Origin of the sequence: Pseudomonas sp. PHC1 (assembly GCF_046487845.1) — a bacterium.
Classification (GTDB): Bacteria; Pseudomonadota; Gammaproteobacteria; order Pseudomonadales; family Pseudomonadaceae; genus Aquipseudomonas; species Aquipseudomonas sputi.
In genome coordinates this window covers 143,701-162,079 of sequence record NZ_JBJXHJ010000001.1, presented here as the reverse complement: position 1 = coordinate 162,079, position 18,379 = coordinate 143,701, and the positions used below count along the sequence as shown (strand labels likewise).

Annotated in this window: 13 protein-coding genes; 3 read left to right on the top strand and 10 right to left on the bottom strand. The window is 57.5% G+C overall.

Annotated features, from left to right (window positions below; all coding sequences use genetic code 11):
• Nucleotides 1-76: 76 nt before the first annotated feature.
• The gene (locus ACKJSM_RS00725; RefSeq protein ID WP_236181265.1) at nt 77-892 is read right to left on the bottom strand and encodes a carbon-nitrogen hydrolase family protein; all 816 of its coding nucleotides are present in this window, start codon (nt 890-892) and stop codon (nt 77-79) included.
• Nucleotides 893-1,017: 125 nt separating this feature from the next.
• On the opposite strand from ACKJSM_RS00725, the gene ACKJSM_RS00720 reads away from it, so the two are divergent.
• Nucleotides 1,018-1,818 carry a helix-turn-helix transcriptional regulator gene (locus ACKJSM_RS00720; RefSeq protein ID WP_339489678.1) on the top strand — a complete coding sequence of 267 codons (801 nt, stop codon included), beginning with the start codon at nt 1,018-1,020 and terminating at the stop codon, nt 1,816-1,818.
• 35 nt (nt 1,819-1,853) lie between these two features.
• Complete coding sequence (locus ACKJSM_RS00715; protein ID WP_236181263.1) at nt 1,854-3,473, top strand: FMN-binding glutamate synthase family protein; 1,620 nt, start codon at nt 1,854-1,856, stop codon at nt 3,471-3,473.
• 44 nt (nt 3,474-3,517) lie between these two features.
• Here ACKJSM_RS00715 and ACKJSM_RS00710 read toward each other — a convergent pair whose 3' ends face one another.
• From ACKJSM_RS00710 to ACKJSM_RS00670, 9 genes are all read right to left on the bottom strand, one after another.
• Nucleotides 3,518-4,930 (bottom strand): glycosyltransferase family 39 protein, encoded by a 1,413-nt coding sequence (locus tag ACKJSM_RS00710; protein ID WP_410236403.1) that lies wholly within the window; start codon nt 4,928-4,930, stop codon nt 3,518-3,520.
• Between the two features lie 11 nt (nt 4,931-4,941).
• A complete protein-coding gene (locus ACKJSM_RS00705) occupies nt 4,942-5,877 on the bottom strand; it encodes a YbhN family protein (protein WP_410236402.1) in 936 nt (311 codons plus the stop codon).
• Nucleotides 5,874-6,614 carry an SDR family oxidoreductase gene (locus ACKJSM_RS00700; protein WP_410236401.1) on the bottom strand — a complete coding sequence of 247 codons (741 nt, stop codon included), beginning with the start codon at nt 6,612-6,614 and terminating at the stop codon, nt 5,874-5,876. The genes ACKJSM_RS00705 and ACKJSM_RS00700 overlap by 4 nt, the downstream gene beginning before the upstream one ends.
• Complete coding sequence (locus ACKJSM_RS00695; RefSeq protein ID WP_410236400.1) at nt 6,611-7,921, bottom strand: FAD-dependent oxidoreductase; 1,311 nt, start codon at nt 7,919-7,921, stop codon at nt 6,611-6,613. Before ACKJSM_RS00695 ends, ACKJSM_RS00700 begins: the two co-directional genes overlap by 4 nt.
• A 47-nt stretch (nt 7,922-7,968) precedes the next feature.
• On the bottom strand, nt 7,969-9,477 hold the full coding sequence (locus ACKJSM_RS00690) for a hypothetical protein (RefSeq protein WP_410236399.1): 1,509 nt from the start codon (nt 9,475-9,477) through the stop codon (nt 7,969-7,971).
• Between the two features lie 66 nt (nt 9,478-9,543).
• A complete protein-coding gene (locus ACKJSM_RS00685) occupies nt 9,544-11,013 on the bottom strand; it encodes a UbiA family prenyltransferase (RefSeq protein WP_410236398.1) in 1,470 nt (489 codons plus the stop codon).
• Nucleotides 11,010-11,384, bottom strand: coding sequence for a GtrA family protein (locus tag ACKJSM_RS00680; protein WP_410236397.1), 375 nt, complete (start codon nt 11,382-11,384; stop codon nt 11,010-11,012). The genes ACKJSM_RS00685 and ACKJSM_RS00680 overlap by 4 nt, the downstream gene beginning before the upstream one ends.
• Nucleotides 11,385-11,492: 108 nt before the next feature.
• Nucleotides 11,493-12,998 (bottom strand): glucosyltransferase domain-containing protein, encoded by a 1,506-nt coding sequence (locus ACKJSM_RS00675; RefSeq protein WP_410236396.1) that lies wholly within the window; start codon nt 12,996-12,998, stop codon nt 11,493-11,495.
• A 170-nt stretch (nt 12,999-13,168) separates the two neighbouring features.
• The gene (locus ACKJSM_RS00670; RefSeq protein WP_410236395.1) at nt 13,169-14,590 is read right to left on the bottom strand and encodes an amino acid permease; all 1,422 of its coding nucleotides are present in this window, start codon (nt 14,588-14,590) and stop codon (nt 13,169-13,171) included.
• 433 nt (nt 14,591-15,023) lie between these two features.
• On the opposite strand from ACKJSM_RS00670, the gene ACKJSM_RS00665 reads away from it, so the two are divergent.
• Complete coding sequence (locus tag ACKJSM_RS00665) at nt 15,024-18,167, top strand: transglycosylase domain-containing protein (protein ID WP_410236394.1); 3,144 nt, start codon at nt 15,024-15,026, stop codon at nt 18,165-18,167.
• The last annotated feature ends 212 nt before the right edge of the window (nt 18,168-18,379 follow it).

Sequence of the window (18,379 nt, the reverse complement as noted above, 5' to 3'; positions counted from 1 at the left end):
AGGCCGAGTTCGGCGAATGTTTCGGGTGTTGCTGATCGTTCCCACGCTCTGCGTGGGAACGATCAGGTACAACGGGTCAAGGGATCAGCAGCTCACGTACTCCCGAAGCGTGCTCAACCACCTCCCCCGGCAACCTCAACCGCTGATCATCCAGATAGCGATAATCCTTGCGCGCCAGCTCCAGCTGAGCGAAATCCAGCTCGACACTGAACCGCCCTTCCTCACGCCCGGCCTCGAACAGCAGCGTGCCCAGCGGATCCACCAGCGCACTGCCGCCGGCAAACAGCAACCCGTCATCCCCGGCTTCCACACGGTTGACCATCAGCGCAAACGCTTGGTTCTCCTGGGCGCGGGCCATGATCGCGGTGCGGTGGGTCGGGCCGTACGGGTCCATGTTGCCGTTGGTCACGATCAACAATTGCGCGCCCAGTTGTGCCAGGGCACGGGCCGACTCGGGGAACTCGATGTCGTAGCAGATCAGCAGACCGACGCGCACGCCGTTCCACAGGCAGGTGGCGTAACGATCGCCGGCCTCGAACACACCACGATCGGAAGCCCAGAGATGGGTCTTGCGATATTTCAGGGCGATGCCTTCAGGGGTAATCAGCAGCGTGGTGTTGTAGAAGCGGCCGTTGTCGTTCTCGGCCATGCCGATCACCACGGCGAGATTGCGTTCGCGGGCGGCAGCCTGCACCGCGCTCACAGTGGGGCCGTCTAGCGGCTCGGCAATCTGCGCCACGGTGGCGGCGGTCGGGAAGCCCATCAGGTGGGTCTCGGGGAACACGATCAGTTGCGTGTCGGCCGGGCACCCGGCAATCGCCGCCAGGGCGCGTTCGAGGTTGTACGCCGTGTCTTTGTCACGGCCCGCCAGTTGAGCGAGTTCGACTTTCATGGGGAGTCCTTGTTATGAGCGCCGGGTGCCGAAAGATTGCCCGGCGGCTGTCTGTGGGCCAGTATGCTTCGCATTCGACCGGCCCGGGAATTACGCGGCCGGGGTAACCCGATAGGGGTAGAGGCATGACTGTTTCGTTTGACGACATCACCTGGCACCGCGCCGTCGGGCAGTTGATCGACGCCCTCGACAAGCCGAATTTCTGGGCGCAACTGGTGCGCCTGCTCGACCAGTACGTCCCGTTCGATAGCTGGGTGGCGCTGCTGTTCAGCGCCGACCGCCACCCGCAGGTGTTCGCCGAATGCCCCGGCGCGGACGGCAGCCCCGACCAGTTGTTTCAGGATTACCTGCGCGGTCTGTACCTGCTCGACCCGTTCTACATTGCCTGCCGCGAGCAATCGCGCACCGGGTTGTATCGCCTGTCGGAGGTGGCGCCGGAGCACTTCGAACTGACCGAGTATTACCAGCGATACTTTCGTCTGAATGTGGTGGCCGACGAAATCCAGTTCAATTGCCAGCTCGAAGGCGACCGCACGCTGTGCCTGTCGCTGGGCAGCCAGCAACGCTTCACCGGCGAGCAGATTGCCCTGTTGTCACTGATCCAGCCTTGGGTGCTAGGCCTGTTGCGCCAGCGTTTGCCCTATGAAATCAACGAAACCGTGGCCTTGGCCCCGGCGCCTGCGCAACCGGACTGGCGGGTGCAGCTCGAAGCGTCGGTGCAGCAGCTCAAGGGCGCGCAACTGACCGCCCGGGAACTGGACGTCGGGCGCCTGATGCTCAGCGGTTGCTCCAGTAAAGAAATCGCCCGTAAGCTGGAAATCTCTGTTGAAACCGTGAAAGTCCATAAGAAACACATGTACAGCAAGCTGGGGATCAAATCCCAGTCGGAGCTGTTTTCGATCTTTCTGCAGGCGCAGAACGCCTGACTGCCGCAAAAAACCGTCCGAACCAAGGAAACCGTATGAGCCTGTCACTCCTGAGCCGCTACGCCTTCTTTGCCGTCTGCGTGATGTTCACCCTCGCCAGCCTGCCCTTTCTCGAACACGACTGGCTGTGGCCGATCACTGCCGTCACCGGCGTATTGAGCCTGATCGGTCTGTTCGACCTGCTGCAGAGCCCCCACGCGGTGCGCCGCAATTATCCGATCCTGGGCAACATCCGTTATCTGGTCGAAGGCATCCGCCCGGAAATCCGCCAGTACCTGCTGGAATCCGACAGCGACGCCCTGCCCTTCTCCCGCGCCCAGCGTTCGCTGGTGTACTCGCGGGCCAAGAATGAAACCGCCGACAAGCCGTTCGGCACCCTGATCGACGTCTATCAATCCGGTTTCGAATTCATCGGCCACTCGATGCGCCCGGCGCCGCTGAGCGATCCGAGCAGTTTTCGCGTCACCGTCGGTGGCCCGCAGTGCACCCAGCCGTACTCGGCATCGGTATTCAACATCTCGGCCATGAGCTTTGGCTCACTCAGTGCCAACGCGATCCGCGCGCTGAACCAGGGTGCGAAACTCGGCAACTTCGCCCACGACACCGGCGAAGGCAGCATCAGCCCCTATCACCGCGAACACGGTGGCGACCTGACCTGGGAACTGGGCAGCGGCTACTTCGGTTGCCGCACCAGCGACGGCCGTTTCGACCCGGAACGCTTCGCCGCCCAGGCGCAGACCCCGCAAGTGCGGATGATCGAAATCAAGATGAGCCAGGGCGCCAAACCCGGCCACGGCGGGATTCTGCCCAAGCACAAGGTGACCCAGGAAATCGCCGACACCCGTGGCATCCTGATGGGCGAAGACTGCATCTCGCCGTCCCGCCACAGCGCGTTCTCCACGCCGATCGAGATGATGCAGTTCATCCAGCAACTGCGTGAGCTGTCCGGCGGCAAACCCGTGGGCTTCAAGTTTTGCCTCGGTCACCCGTGGGAGTTCATGGGCATCGCCAAGGCCATGCTGGAAACCGGCATCCTGCCGGACTTCATCGTGGTCGACGGCAAGGAAGGCGGGACCGGCGCCGCACCGGTGGAGTTCACCGACCACATCGGCGTGCCGATGCGCGAAGGTCTGTTGTTCGTGCACAACACGCTGGTCGGTCTGAACCTGCGCGACAAGATCAAGCTCGGCGCCAGCGGCAAGATCGTCAGTGCCTTCGACATCGCCAGCGTGCTGGCCATCGGCGCCGACTGGGCCAACTCGGCGCGCGGCTTCATGTTCGCCATCGGCTGCATCCAGTCGCAAAGCTGCCACACCAACAAATGCCCGACCGGCGTCGCCACCCAGGACACCCTGCGCCAACGGGCACTGGTGGTGCCGGACAAGGCCCAGCGGGTCTACAACTTCCATCGCAATACCTTGAAGGCGCTGGCGGAAATGCTCGCCGCCGCCGGCCTCGATCACCCGTCGCAACTGTCGGCCAAACATTTGGTGCGGCGCATGTCGGCCACCGAAATCAAACTGTTCTCGCAGCTGCATGTGTTCCTGAAACCGGGGGAATTGCTCACCGGGGAAGTGAACGGCGAGTTCTACTCGCGGATGTGGCAGATGGCACGGGCGGACAGTTTCGAGCCACAGGAAATTGCGGCGGCCTGATGATGTCCCGCAACGCTGACGGGTTCACGTTGCGGGAACTTCAATTATCTAGGATTTGAGCGATATTCACTGATCGAAGAGTCACCGATCATATGGTTATTCACTAAATAAAAACCATGACTCTTCATGTAGTCCGTATCAGGCTCTCCAATACCGCGGGTCGAAAGAATAAAAAAATCCAACGGCCGTCTGGAGTTTTCGATATCGGCCACCATGACCTCAAGGCTCTGAACCTGTAATGGCAAACCGAGAATCTTCGCATACCCTTGAAACTCAATAAAAAACAATGAATAGATCGAACAACCAGAGCATTTTTCAGCCATAACCCGCACAGCATCACGCATCTGGCTATTTGGGCGAAATTGGTTCTCGAAGGTATAAACGGGTTTAGTATCGGTAAACAATGGCGTCATCGAAAAGCAAAAAACAACGACAACAACCCCATAAAACGTCACACGCTCCTTTATTAGACTGAGCCCATACCCCAACAGCAGTAAAATAGCAGGCAACACAACAATAAGATTGCGCATCGTCAAAACAGGCTGAAAATAAAGAGAGCGGACATAGGGCACCAAAACGCAAAACCCGGACCACACAACAAGCACCCATAGACTTTCTCTTTTACCGTCGTCCTTAATCAACGCCCCCAGCCCATGGATCATTAATACTGCAACCACCACACAAAGTGACAAGTTGCCAAAATACAAATTAAACAACTCAACAAAAAAATTGTCATTCGGAACCGGCAACCAGAAATCTCTTCTGTTCAAATTAGTCACAACATAGAGAGCGCCGGGAATCAACGTCAGAAAAACAAACAAACCTGCTGTCAGAAACTTCGCAATCATGTCTTTCTTGAAGGCGTCACGACCACAGATTAAAAAATACAGTCCCACCTGGGATCCAACTGGCAGAAACCCGAAGTAGTGCGTATTAACCAACATCGCCACGACCAAAGCATACACAGCCACATTCAATACCGAAGGCTTGCGTAAGGCGGCAATAAAAGACACAAAAGAAAGTACAACCAACAATACAAGCAAAGAATACGATCGTGTTTCCGTGGAGTAAGCCACCAGATAGAAATTCACTGCCGCCAGCCAGGCACAAACCAAACCGACTCGAGTATTAAAAAGCTGCCGTCCCAAAAAAAACACAGCGGGCATCAACAAAACACCAAAAACCAGCGACAGATACCTGCCCACCACTTCCGCATAACCAAAAACCTTGAACCACAACCATAATAAGATCTGATAAAACGGAGGATGAACATCTTCCACCGTCCGCTGATAAACATCAACAAAGCCATTATCGGGATCACTAGTGGTCACACTGAATACTTCATCCAGCCAAAGCCCGTAAAGTTCAATGTTATGCAATCTCAAATAGCAACCGAAGAGAACGGCCGCCCCAAGTACGAAGCAAGTCCGCCAATCGTTGCTCTCTACGCGGCTCATGCCTGCCCCTCCTAGTCTTTGATCAAAAAAGCTGCCCCCACCCCCACCGCCAGCCATAGCGTCGCCAACCGCAACAAAACCGTCGCCGCAATTGCATCCGGCAGCCCGGTGCCATTCGATACCAGCAGCCCCACCATCACCGCTTCGGCACTGCCCAACCCACCGGGCATGAAACTCAGCGCACCGGCCAACATGGAAACGGCATAAATAAACATCGCGGATGTCAGGGTTACGTCTGCCGTCATCGCCAGCAAAATCAAGTAAAACGCCAGCCCTTCCAATCCCCAGGCCAGGACACTCAACAGCGTCGCGCCAAGCTGACGGCCTGGGGTGTGGCAACTGCGAGACTGATGCAACACATGAACGCAATGGCGCAGTAACCGGGAAAACCAGCCGTGCCTGTGCTCGATGCGCCGATCAATCGCGTTGACAAGACTCCGCCGGGACACCAGCAACATGCAGCAGGCGAGCAGTACCAGACAGGCGACAATCATCGACAGCCATTCGGGATGAGCGCTCAAACCAAAAAGAGCCAGCGCAACCATCGCCAGCAAGTCGGAAAGTCGTTCACTGAACAAGGCAGCAAAACTGTGCACGTAAGGCACATCCCAACGCTTGAGCAGCACGCCGCGCAACGCCTCGCCAGCCTTGCCAGGGGTGGTGGTCAGGGCAAACCCCGCGAGGTAGATTTTCAGGCTTGGCCACCATGGCATCGGATGGCGCAAGGCATTGAGGTAAACCTGCCATCGCAAAAAACGCAGACCGTAGCCAAGCAGAACCAGCCCGATGATTTTCCCTGCCTCCCACCCTCCCACTCGACTGACCGCCGCGCTCACGGCCGCCCCTCCGCCCCACAGGGATAGGGCCAGATAAACGAGAGCGGAGCAGACCACCGAGCCGATCAGAACTCGATAGCGCCATCCGGAGAACTTAACAGACTGATTCATAGATTCAGTCTCTTGAAAATCGGCTGGGGAATAGCCCGTATCAGACACATGATCCAAGCCCAGAATCCGGGTACGTAAAGCACCGCCTTCCTGGATTCGATGCCCGCGACAATCCGTCGGGCGACGGTCTGCGGTTGCGCCACCAGCAACGCCGGTATCTTCAGCCCCTGCGTCATCGGCGTGTCGACAAATCCGGGTTTGATCGTGATCACATGCACGCCCGACTTGAACAAACGAGGGCGCAAGCCTTCACAAAAAGTGGAAACCGCTGCCTTGGCTGAACCGTAGACATAGTTGCCGGGCCGCCCGCGATCACCGGCAACCGAAGAAATGACCGCCAGCGTGCCGCTGCGCTGGACAGCCATCCGGTCAGCCAGCAGCGTCAGCAGCGCAATCACCGAAGTGCCATTGGTGACGAATGCCTGCACAGTCAGCTCGATGCTTTTTTCGCACGCTGTCTGATCCGGCAAGGAGCCGTAGGCAATCAGGCAAATATCCACCGTCAGCAATGTCGCCAGGCAGTTCTCCAACATCATCGAGTGCCCGGCGATTTCGTTGACATCCATCACGTATGGCGTAACCGCATTCGCACCGCGTATTTTCAGGTCGGCGCAGGTCTGTCGCAGTTTTGGCTCGTCCCTGGCGACAAGAAAGAACTGGTTGCCTTCAGCCGCCCAATGACGCGCGCAAGCGCTGGCGATCGCCGATGTGGCGCCCACAATGAGTATTTTTTTCATTGAATGACTCGCTGCCAGAAACGGGAAATCAGGGCCGGGTCACGCATGGCTTCCACTTGCTCCCAGGCTGGATAGGCTCGACGGAAATCACTGCCGCTCATGTGGGCGTCCTTTGCCGGATACAAACGACCACCCGCTTCCCGGACGATGGCATCGAGGCTCGGCAGGAGTTCTCTGCTCAAGGTTCTGTTCTGTGGAAAGTCCAGCGCCAGCGAGGTACCTGGCATTGGAAATGACAGCAGCCCGGGCGATGCGATATCGCCGCAGCGCTTGAGTACTGCGAGAAAGGAGCCGCTGCCCGCGCGGGCAATGGATTTGAGCAGTTCGGCCAATGCCGCTGGGGCCACCGCGCTTGGCAAGACACACTGAAATTGCTGGAAGCCCTTGCGACCGTAAAGACGGTTCCAGTGTTCAATGCGATCCAGCGGATAGAAAAATGGACCGTAGGCGAGCGTCCGACATTGCCGGGTTGCCGGTTGCCTACTCCAATAAAAATGATTGAACAGTTTCAATGTGACTGGATTGACCAACGACCTGGGCAGCCGAATCGGGAAACGTAGCGACTGTGGAGGTGCAGCCTCAAGCGGACCCGTTTCGCAGTGATTGCCGGCCGTATAAACACCCCGCCCTTGCGCACTTCCCCTGGCCAGACAATCGATCCACGCAACGCTGTATTCGTGGCGGGCATCCACTTCAGTCGACAGGTCAAAGAACTCCTGCAAGTTATCAAAGCGCACCCGCAAGGTATCGATGAGACTGGACTGGATTCTGCGCAGGCGAAGACTCACCCAAGTGATGACCCCCGTCAGACCCAATCCTCCCATAGAGGCAGCAAACCATTGCGGGTTCTGCGATACGGAACACACCATCGGCGGTTGCATGGATCGGTGCAAACCGAAGCTCATCACTGAATGGGCGAACGTGCCGCAGCGATGATGATTTTTGCCGTGCACATCATTGGCCACTGCGCCGCCCAGCGTCACATGTTGTGTCCCGGGCGTGACGTGCAAGAACCAGCCGCGCGGTATGGCCAGTTGCAGAATCTCGCCCAGGGTAACTCCGGCTTCGGCACAGATCGTGCCGTTATCCCAGTCGGCATCTATCAAGCGATTCAGAGTACGTATTTGCAACACATGATCACTGACGGCCAGGCAACTGTCGCCATAGCTGCGGCCATTGCCGAAGGGCAACGAAGAGCCGTAAATTTCAACCACCCGTTGCCACTGCGGTCCCAGGTCGGTTTGCCAGTGGCATGGATGGCCGGTTTGTGGAGCGGAGGGGTAATTGCCCCATGACGAGAGCGACAATTGAGTATTCTCCCTGCGGTAACTGAGCCCGTTGACAGTTTCGCGAGTCACTCGGAAAAATTGATTTCAAACTTGTTGCTGTGTTCTTCCTCACGAAACGCTTTCAGTACACCTCTCAGTTTGACAGCGGATACTGAGTCCACTGCATAGAGAGACACCGAGTCCTCTGCCGAGGTTATATTTGGAACGACCAATTTCAAACTGGCAACTTTTATAAAATACGCCGGCCGCTTGCTGACCCACTCGTCATAAATAAAAGCGTACTTAACATCGTGACGCCTCATCAAATCACCGATCCACAACGAGTTACTTTCCGAGCGCCCCAACTTCAACACTTCATAATTCGCCAGACCGATGAGGTCTAGTACATATTGATCGGTCACCAATGAAACCGGCCCCAAATCGTTGACGGCTAACGGCTCATTCAACCGAGAGGCAATCAGTGCCATCATGTACTGTTGATTGTAGATGTTGGCAGATGCCCATGGCGTACTCAATGTCACATACACAAAGCTGGTAAAGGCCACAGGCAAACAACTGAATACCACCAGCATCCAGCGCCCGCTCAGATACCGGCTGCAGGCCACCAGAAAAAAAAGCGAAACAAATGCAAGCCAATACACTTCATATCGGCCGTACCACCCCGACTTGCCAAATACCATATGCAGCGCCGTGACGTTTAACAACAGCAACACCAGTGCCATTCGCCTGGAGTAAATACAGCAAAGCATCAACACACCGAAAACCACCCAACCCCATAGCTTGAATTGCGCCAGCGCATGTGCAGCAAGGGATTGAAGATCGGAAATATCTGATTTGGAAAGTACCGACGATGGCAACACACCGAGTCCGACGCTTTGCAGGAACAGGCTGAAGGCTGCAAGGGCCATCAGTATGGCAACACCGCAACAAACTACTCTCCAGCGCTCACCGCTCATAAACAGATAGCCCAAGGCGGGAAAGGAAATTGCCAAACCTTCGTAAGGTACCAGCGGCAGCAAGAAAATCGTCAAATACAGAACGTTCGATACTTTTTGTTCTCCGAAAAACTCATTACGAATAACACCCGCGGCAATCAAGACCGTCAGATAAACTTGCAAGCTGTGTTCCATCCCGTTGAAGACAAGTCCATATAGATTCAACGAAAAAAACAACCCTATCGCGATCAGCACTGAAAACTGACGATTCAAGCGCTTTAACAAATCAAACATCAACAAAAAAGTCAGAAGCGAAAAGATGATATTCAGCACCAGTGGCGCATAGAAAAACGCATCCCCCAACATTGAGAAAGGCGCAAGCAAAACAGGCCAGATAATGCTTGACGAAGGAGCGGAATACTCTCCAGCGTTAACTCCGTAGTGCCCCGCCCATATATTCCTGTCCATCTTCATATGAATATATGGATCATCCAGCGTATAGATCATCACACCATGATTCATCATCATGATCGATAGAAACAAAACACCTGCCGGAACAAAAAAAATGAATACGGCTGTCCATACTTCCGAAGCGCTTATGCGCTGACTTGCGGACACGCTGGTTATGACTTCACCCATTTTTGATCAAACCCTCGATCAGCCTTATGAATAGCCACAGGCACGGTGTGCTCTGGCTTATTCGTTTCATGCCGCCACCCAGAAAACCAGACAAAACACTGCGCCCATGGCCAGGCTCAGGCGATCACGCACGGCAAAGACCACCGGGTCGTCATTCATCCGGCCGCGATGGGTCAGCAGCCAGATTCGGGTAATCCATAACAGCAGCACGGGGCACGCCAGCCAAATCCACCGAGGGTGCGCATAAAGCACAGTGGTCGCGCCGTCATGGATGTAAAGCGCCAACACCATGACGGCCAGATAACCGGATGCCGCGCCCAACGAGGAGAGCATTGCCAGATCCGCTGGAAAGTAGTCGCGCCCGCCGGTTCTCCCGGTGATGCCGCTGTTGAGCGCCAATAACAGTTCGGCGTAGCGCTTGATCAGCGCCAGGCTCAAAAACATGAACATGGAAAAGGCCAGCATCCAGACCGTCAGTTCCAGTTCGAAAGCAGCTCCGCCCGCAATGATGCGCAGGGTATATAGAAGGGCCAGCGCAATGACATCGAGCGCCATCAGCCGCTTCAGCACCAGCGAATAAATCAGCGTCAGCACGTAGTAACAGGCGAGGACCATCACGAATTGACGCGGCAGCCAGATCCAGGCCCCCGTGAAGGCCACCAGCAACAGCAGAGGAAAAACCATCAACCCGGACTTGATCGACAACGCCCCACTGGCAAAGGGCCGATCGCGTTTGGTTGGATGCTTGCGATCATCGGTAAGGTCAAGCAGGTCGTTCAGAACATAGACACCCGATGCGCATAATCCGAAAAACAGGAAGGCCAGCACGCCGTGCCACAACGACATCGGATTGACCAGTTGATGCGCGGCGAGCAAGGGAATAAAAATCAGGGTGTTCTTCACCCATTGATGAACGCGAAAGGCTTTGTACCAACTCCTGAAGTTCGAAGTGTCCGCACGAACCACCTGAACGACGTTGCCCAACTGCCTGGTGGCAAGCCCGACACCCGGTAAAGGATTGACGACATAGCCTTGCCTGGCCGAACGCCATACCGGGAGATCGTCGAATGAGTTGCCGACGTAGTCGAATCCCCCGTCACCGTACAGCGCCACCAACAAATCACGCTTATTCATCCCCGACAGGTTGCACTCAAGCGTGGTTGCCAAAACCTCATCGAACACCTTCAGGTGCTCGGCTATGCGTAACGCCAACGAATGATGGCTGGCCGTGGCCAGCACTATTTTCCGGCCGCTGTTGCGTTGCGCCTCGATCATCCAGAGAACATTCGGATCGTAGGGCAATGTCGTGACGTCGACGGTCGTTGCCTGCGCTAACCGTTCTTTCAGATATGATCGACCGCGACCGAGCCAGACCAAGGGTTTGCAACATTGCAGCGGGGCCTGTCGCACAAAGGCCATTGCACATTCGAACAACAGATCAGTCTTCAGAAGCGTTCCGTCCAGATCAACGACGAATGGCGTCGTCGACAGGCAAGGGGCGTTTACCGACGGTGCATCAGGCAGAGATACGTTCATGGCTGGCGCTCCCGACACAACACAAACCGAAAAAAGCAGTACCCCAGCAGCAGATTCATCAGGGAAAACCCAGACACCGTCACCAGCCCCGGCAAATTGCGTGAATCGGCAAATACGCCCACGCCATAACTCAACACACCCATCACGCTCATGAACATCAGATACGCCACCACCGACGTTCGGGTCTCGAACGTGTAGAGCGCGTTCATGTAAAACGAGAAGGATGCGGCGATGCAAAACGCAGCGAAGTTACTGGCAGACTGGTCCAACTGAACCGCGCTGCTCAGTACAAAGAAAATCTGCCAGTGGATCAGCGTGCTCGCCAGGCCGATTGCCGTTTGTGCGGGAAATCCTTTCCACAAGATCCTCATCGTGCATCCTTGCTGTCACTGCAACGGGCAGGGCTTTCACGCTAGGGCAAGGCGTGGATGGGGTCTACTGTCAGAAATTACAGGTCGGCGCTGGTTTCTGACCAACGGTCACCATTGCAGTAACCGGCCGTGGGGCGGCTCCTTCATCACGATGAAGCCGTAGTCGCCAATCAGGTAGAGGCGGTAATAGAGGCTGTCCACCAAGGGTGGATAGCCCATCAGACCGACATGGGTCGCGTTGCGCCGCTCGCGCTCCGCGACCACGTTGGTGATGCCGGCCGAAGGCAGGTTTTCGGCGAGCATGAAGTAATCGATGTTCAGCAGATAGTGCAGCACCGGCAACTGTTTGAACGTACCCATCGCTCCCGCCAGCCAGCGGTCGGAGTACGTCACCGAGATATAAATTCGTTTGGCTTCGCGCAGTTCGCGACGGGATGAAATGTCGTGGCTCAGGCTGTAGAGCGCATTGCTGGCGAACGTTTTCTCCATCGTCAGCACCCGGCCATAAGCGAAGGACAACGACAGCGTGGCCAGAAGCGGAATCGCCAACACCAGAGGCAACCGTTGATGCAGCGGCATCAATCCCCCCCATGCCAGATAGAACAGCAACATCAACAGCACGCCGAACCCCATCAGGGTGCGCGCACCTTCGTTGAAGTCGCGAAACAGCAGCGTCATGCCCGGCACCAGCAGCACTATCAACGGCAACGCCAGCAGACAGCTGAAGCTCAAGAGCAAGCCCTTGGCGCGGGACATGTTGCGCTCGCGAATCCGCCGTCCCAATTGCACGGCGCCGAACACGGCACACAGCACCAGCGCAATAAAAACCATCGTGTAGCCGCCGTGAAACAGCAGCTCAACTTTCTCCATCACCCGACCGATATTGATGCCGATCTGCAGCAACGGATCAGCGCTCACCTTCAGCAATTGTGTGCGTCCGTGGTCAGTGAACGGATAGGCCGTGACGCTGTACATCAACACCGCCAGCAGCAGTTGCGCCAACCGCCAGCCCGACCGACGCCAGAGTTCATCCCACGGCACTCGCTGGTGAACATTGCGCAGCAGCTCCAGGCAGCACAGCCCGAGAAATACATTGAGGCTGATCTGATACAGCCCGATCGCCAGCGCCAGCAAAACAGACGGCACCAGCCATCGCTGAATGTGTGAAGCAGCGCAAAACGTGATCGCGTAAATCACCGCGACCAGGCTAAGGGCCGTGCCGGCCCCGTCGTATTGATAGGAGAGGTTCTGCAGCAGGAACGGGTTGTACCAGAGCGGCAACGGCACCAGACAACAGGCCAGGGTCGGTTCGGGGAAATAGTCGAAGGTCAGCCGCGTGAGGGCCAATGACATGCCGACAGAGGCGAATAAAAGAGGCAGAGGAAAAATATTCGGCGCAGCGCCGGTGAAGGTCAGCGCCTGATACAGCCAGTCCATGAACAGCCGCCCCTGCCCCGCCCAGGCGTTGCCCGCAGCCAGGGTGCGCCAGTTGTCGTCGATGTAGGGAAAGTCGGCAAGGATCAGCGGGAGGATATACAGCAGCGTGGCGAGCAGGAAGAACAGCACGACCTGACGGCGGCCGAGTTCTCGTACGAGAAAATCGCTGATCCTCATTTCAGTGCCTCCGTCACTGTGATGCTGAAGCCGACAGTGATAGAGCTTGGAACATGACTCTGAATCAGAAGTCGTTTTTTGCAGCGTTTTCAGACCAGCGGCGTCAACCTCACCGTCATGAAAAAGCCCCGGACGTTCGACCGGGGCTTTCGAGTTTCAGCGCTGAAAAATTACGAAGCCGAACGCACCGCGCCCTGGGACGCATCGTTCGGTTGCAGCTTGAGCACGTAGAACAAGACCGTCAGCAGCACCAGGAACGCCGGGCCGACATACAGCGCCACACGAGTGTCCGGGAAGTACGCCATCAGGCCCACCACCAGCACCAGGAACGCCAGCGCCAGGTACGAGCTGACCGGGAACAGCCACATCTTGTACTTCAGCCCGGCCCGTTCGCTGGCGCTCAGGCCTTTGCGGAATTTGAGCTGGGCCAGCAGGATCATCACCCAGGTCCAGATCGCGCCGAAGGTGGCGATCGACGTCACCCAGACGAAGACTTTTTCCGGTACCAGATAGTTGAGCAGCACGCCCAGCAGCAGGGCGAAAATCGACAGCAGCAACGCCCGACGCGGCACGCCATTGCTCGAGGTGCGAGCGAAGCCGGCCGGCGCCTGGCCGTTCTGCGCCAGGCTGTAGAGCATGCGCCCGGTGCTGAAGATGCCGCCGTTGCACGACGACAGCGCTGCGGTAATCACCACAAAGTTGATGATGCCGGCGGCGGTCTTGATGCCCAGGCGTTCGAAGGTCATCACGAACGGGCTGCCCTGGGTGCCGATTTCGTTCCACGGGTAGATCGACAGGATCACGAACAGCGCGCCGACGTAGAACAGCAGGATCCGCCAGAACACCGAGCCGATCGCATTCGGAATGGTCTTCTGCGGGTTCTTCGCTTCACCGGCGGTCAGGCCGATCATCTCCACGCCCAGATAGGCGAACATCACCATCTGCAGGGACATCAGTACGCCCGTCACACCATTGGGCATGAAGCCGCCGTGGGCCCACAGGTTGGAAATGCCCAGCGCCACACCGTCGTTGCCGAAACCGAACGCGATGATGCCGACACCGCCAATGACCATCGCGATGATGGTGACGATCTTGATCAGAGCGAACCAGAACTCGAATTCACCGAAGGCCTTGACCGCGATCAGGTTGATCGAGCCCATGCTGAGCAGCGCCGCCAGCGCCCAGATCCAGCGCGGAACATCGGGGAACCAGATGCCCATGTACACCGCCACTGCGGTGATTTCGGCAACACAGGTTACCAGCCACAGGAACCAGTAGTTCCAGCCAGTGAGAAAACCCGCCAACGGGCCGAGATAATCCTGTGCGTAACGGCTGAATGAGCCGGCAACCGGGTTGTGCACGGCCATTTCGCCGAGGGCGCGCATGATCACCAGGATCGCCAGACCGCCGATGATGTAAGACAGCATGATCGCCGGGCCGGCCATTTCGATGGCCTTGGCCGAACCGAGAAACAGACCGACACCGATACAGGCACCGAGCGCCATCAGGCGAATATGCCGTTCACCGAGTTCGCGTTTGAGCGGGCCGCCTTGTGCGGTGTCGCCATGGGGCGGGTGATTGCCGACTGGCATGGGGGACTTCCTCGTCTTGTTATTGGATTGACCACCGAGTGTTCAAACGTTGGCCGATAGGCCTGCGTCTGGGTAAAACCGGCCCTGCTTCGTGGGCAGGACCGTCCCGCAAAAGCAACCTGCGGGATCAGCGGGGCGTGCAGTATAAAAAGCTTGCGACAGGTTTTTTCACTCTATAAGGCATCTGATTCAGACGTAAAACTCGTCAAATACACGGTTTACGAGACAAACCATCCTGCATTTCGAGGATTATTCACCGCACAAATGGGCGCCGAGTATTGCACAGCAATGGTGCAACGTCATGCAGTGGCCGGCCATGAAGATTTGTTCAGGCGCCGCTTGATCCCTGTCCTTCACAATTTTTTCACCGACGCCAAGCACCGACTAAGCTTCAGACAAGTCCGATCAATCTGCGTGAATGGATCAATCGACTATGGGCGCTTTGTGGCAAACCGATTCGAGTGAAAAAGTGGTTCCGACTGAACGTATGGATGAAGCGCCTGTACCTGAAAAACCCCGTCGTAACCGGCATGGGTGGAAGGCTTTCTGGCTCCTGTTGGTGATCATCGCGATTGTCGTGGGCCTGGCCGCAATGAAAGAAATGCGCACCTCGCGTTTTCAGTCCCGCGAGGTCAGCCAGTACGCCGCCAAACTCAAATACGAATTGCAACCGGGGCCCAGCGAAGCGATCCGCTATCCGGGCAACGGGCCGTTTGACCTGCGTCTGGGTTACAGTTCGCTGGACGAGTTCCTGCCACGGCTGATCAAGCGCAACTACGTGATCACCGAGCAGACGCGCTTCTCCCCGGCCCTGCTCAACTACACCGACAAGGGCCTGTTCGTGCCCTTTCCCGAGAAGATCCAGGCCGGGCTGTCGATCACCGATTGCCGCGCGGCGCCGCTGTATCAGTACAACTACCCGCAGCAGTTGTATCCCAGTTTCGAGTCGATCCCCCCGGTGGTGGTCAACAGCCTGTTGTTCATCGAAAACCGTTTCCTGCTCGACCCCAGGCAACCGCTGGCGAACCCGGCGGTGGACTGGCCGCGCTTCGGCATGGCGGCCTGGTCGCAGGTTGCCAAGCTGCTGCATTTGCCTGGCCAGTCGGCCGGCGGCAGCACCCTGGCCACCCAACTTGAGAAATACCGTCATTCGCCCGATGGCCTGACGGTGTCCGGCGCCGAGAAAATCCGCCAGATGATTTCCGCCAGCGTGCGCGCCTATCAGGGCGGTCCGGACACCTTGCAGGCGCGGCAGAACATCATTCGCGACTACCTCAACAGCGTGCCGCTGTCGGCGGTGCCGGGGCATGGCGAAGTGCACGGCATGGCCGAGGGCCTGCGGGTCTGGTACGGCGCCGACTTCAACGAAGCCAACCGCAAACTCTCCAGCTCGGCGACCGATCCGCAATCCATGGCGGAGAAAGGTCTGGCCCTGCGCGAAATGCTCTCGCTGATGATCGCCCAGCGCCGTCCTTCGCATTACCTGACCAAGGGCCGCGAAGAACTGGTCGAACTGACCGACAGCCACTTGCGCCTGCTCAAACAGAACGGGGTGATCGACGCCGCCCTGGCCGATGCGGCACTGGCCAGCACCATCAGCTATCGCGACTGGCAGACTCAGCCGACGATTCAACCGATCGAAACCAACAAGGGCATCACTGTCGCTCGCAGCCGGCTGGCGTCGATGCTCAACCGTCCGCTGTACGACCTTGACCGCCTCGACCTGTCTGCCACCAGCACCCTGCAAGGCGAGCTGCAAACCCAGGCCACCGCCTACCTGAAACGACTGGCCGACCCGGCCTACGCGACCGAAGTCGGCCTGATGGGCGAACGCCTGCTCACGCCCACCAGCACCGCCCAGGTGCGCTACAGCTTCACCCTGTTCGAGCTGACGCCCGACGGCTCCCGCGTGAGGGTGCAGACCGACAGCACCGACCAACCGTTCGACATCAATGAGGGCAGCAAACTGGAGCTGGGCTCCACTGCCAAGATGCGGGTGTTGACCACCTACCTGCAAATCATCGCAGAGCTGCACGACAAATACGCCGCGATGAGCCTGCCGGAACTGAAGAAGGTCGAGGTCCCTGATCAGGATCGCCTGAGCCGGTGGGTGATCGATTACCTGATCCAGAACAAGGATCACGACCTGTCGAAAATGCTCGGCGCCGCCCTCGACCGCAAATACTCGGCCAGTCCCGGTGAAGCTTTTTTCACCGGTGGCGGGCTGCACACGTTTCATAATTTTCGCAAGGAAGACAACGGCCGCCTGCCGACCCTTCGCGATGCCCTGCGCGAGTCGATCAACCTGCCGTTCATTCGCCTGATGCGCGACCTGGTGCGCTACAGCACCTACTCCGGCCCGAACAACAGCGCCGAACTGCTCAAGGACGACCGCGACCCGCGACGTCAGGAATACCTCGCCTCGTTCGCCGACCGTGAAGGCACCGCGTTCCTGCTCAAGTTCTGGAAAAAATACCGGAACAAGAACACCCAGGCCCGGCTCGATACCTTTCTCGACAGCATGCGCCCGACCCCGATCCGCATGGCCGCCGTGCACCGTTATCTGCTGCCCAATGCCAGTCAGGAAGACTTCAACACCTTTGTGCGCTCGCACCTCAAGGGCGTCAAAATCACCAAAAAACTCACCGACGAACGCCTCGAACGACTCTACCTGGCCTACGGCCCCGGCACCTACGACCTGCCGGATCAGGGCTTCATCGCCAAGGTCCACCCGCTGGACCTGTGGATGATCGGCTACCTGCTCAACCACCCCGATGCGACCTTCAAGGACATCGTCAAGGCCAGTCAGTTCGAGCGTCAGGAGGTCTATAGCTGGCTGTTCAAGAGCAAGCACAAGGGCGCCCGCGACAGCCGGATCCGCACCATGCTGGAGATCGAGGCGTTCCTCGACATCCATCAGCGCTGGCGGAAAGTCGGCTATCCGTTCGATCACCTGGTGCCGTCGCTGGCCACCGCCATCGGCAGCTCCGGCGACCGCCCTGCTGCACTGGCCGAGCTGATCGGCACCATCCTCAACGACGGTGTGCGCATGCCGACCCTGCGCATCGACAGCCTGCACTTTGCCGCCGGCACGCCCTACGAAACCAGACTGGTCAATGACCCTCACGTCGGCAAACGGGTGATGCCATCGGAAGTCGCTACCGCGATGCGCGAAGCGCTGTCGCAAGTGGTGGACTCGGGAACGGCCAAACGTGTTTCCGGCAGTTTCAAACTGGCCGATGGAACACCGCTGACCATGGGCGGAAAAACCGGCACTGGCGACAACCGGATCGAAGCAATCGGCTCCGGCGGACGGATTCTCAGTTCGAAGTCGATCAACCGCACTGCCACTTTCGTGTTCTACATCGGCGACCACCATTTCGGCACGCTCACGGCGTACGTTCCGGGGCGCTCTGCGGAGAACTTCAAATTCACCTCGGCCCTGCCGGTGCAGGTACTCAAGGGCATGGCACCGATCCTGATGCCATACCTGCAACCGGGCAGCGACTCGCAATGTCTGACACCCGAGGCTCCGGCGGTGGCGTCCTTGAACGCCCGGGCACCTGGCCCGGAGTGAATTACGCGGGGTGTTAACTATTTGTTTTATATATTCCAATATTCAATCAACCGACGCTGAAAACAGCAGTCCGGCAGCAAGCTTTTAAACTAATCATTCCCGGCCCTGAACGTTAGCCTTGAAACTCCTGACTGATTCAAGGCTTTAGCAATGACTGCAATAACTGAATACAAAGGGCAACATTACGACTTGATTAAGTCACACATCGATTC

Bases quoted from the DNA above. Each gene is read 5' to 3' on its own strand.
- ACKJSM_RS00700 (WP_410236401.1), bottom strand. From the start codon at position 6,614: ATGAAAAAAATACTCATTGTGGGCGCCACATCGGCGATCGCCAGCGCT.
- ACKJSM_RS00690 (WP_410236399.1), bottom strand. From the start codon at position 9,477: ATGGGTGAAGTCATAACCAGCGTGTCCGCAAGTCAGCGCATAAGCGCT.
- ACKJSM_RS00705 (WP_410236402.1), bottom strand. From the start codon at position 5,877: ATGAATCAGTCTGTTAAGTTCTCCGGATGGCGCTATCGAGTTCTGATC.
- ACKJSM_RS00680 (WP_410236397.1), bottom strand. From the start codon at position 11,384: ATGAGGATCTTGTGGAAAGGATTTCCCGCACAAACGGCAATCGGCCTG.
- ACKJSM_RS00665 (WP_410236394.1), top strand. From the start codon at position 15,024: ATGGGCGCTTTGTGGCAAACCGATTCGAGTGAAAAAGTGGTTCCGACT.
- ACKJSM_RS00725 (WP_236181265.1), bottom strand. From the start codon at position 892: ATGAAAGTCGAACTCGCTCAACTGGCGGGCCGTGACAAAGACACGGCG.
- ACKJSM_RS00670 (WP_410236395.1), bottom strand. From the start codon at position 14,590: ATGCCAGTCGGCAATCACCCGCCCCATGGCGACACCGCACAAGGCGGC.
- ACKJSM_RS00715 (WP_236181263.1), top strand. From the start codon at position 1,854: ATGAGCCTGTCACTCCTGAGCCGCTACGCCTTCTTTGCCGTCTGCGTG.
- ACKJSM_RS00710 (WP_410236403.1), bottom strand. From the start codon at position 4,930: ATGAGCCGCGTAGAGAGCAACGATTGGCGGACTTGCTTCGTACTTGGG.
- ACKJSM_RS00675 (WP_410236396.1), bottom strand. From the start codon at position 12,998: ATGAGGATCAGCGATTTTCTCGTACGAGAACTCGGCCGCCGTCAGGTC.
- ACKJSM_RS00720 (WP_339489678.1), top strand. From the start codon at position 1,018: ATGACTGTTTCGTTTGACGACATCACCTGGCACCGCGCCGTCGGGCAG.
- ACKJSM_RS00685 (WP_410236398.1), bottom strand. From the start codon at position 11,013: ATGAACGTATCTCTGCCTGATGCACCGTCGGTAAACGCCCCTTGCCTG.